The organism is Geobacillus sp. DSP4a, from assembly GCF_013096875.1.
In the GTDB taxonomy this organism is placed as follows: domain Bacteria; phylum Bacillota; class Bacilli; order Bacillales; family Anoxybacillaceae; genus Geobacillus; species Geobacillus thermophilus.
In genome coordinates this window covers 1-379 of sequence record NZ_SDLD01000235.1, presented here as the reverse complement: position 1 = coordinate 379, position 379 = coordinate 1, and the positions used below count along the sequence as shown (strand labels likewise).

1 pseudogene is annotated in these 379 nt (G+C 64.6%); it reads left to right on the top strand.

What is annotated here, in order from left to right:
- Positions 1 to 101: 101 nt before the first annotated feature.
- Positions 102 to 379 (top strand): annotated as a pseudogene (locus ETC02_RS17155) (hypothetical protein); the annotation flags it as partial.

Genomic DNA, 379 nt, shown 5'->3' with positions numbered 1-379 from the left:
CAAGCGGCCGGTGCTGGTGCACGGCAAGAGCGTCAACGTCGGTTTTTCGTCGGACCAGTACGCCGCCCTCTTCTAACAATAACGACAACATCGTCACCGTCATGCAGCCCACGCTTGCCCTCACTGAAGACCTGATCCGCCGCCGCTCCGTCACGCCCGAAGACAAGGGCTGCCAGGACGTGCTGATCGAACGCCTGACCGCCGCCGGGTTCGAATGCGAAACCGTGATCAGCGGCCCGGACCACTTTCGGGTGACCAACCTGTGGGCCATCAAGCGCGGCCGCGCCGGCACCGACGGCAAGCTGCTCGTGTTCGCTGGCCACACCGATGTGGTGCCCACCGGCCCCGTCGAGCAATGGCACTCCGATCCTTTCGAACC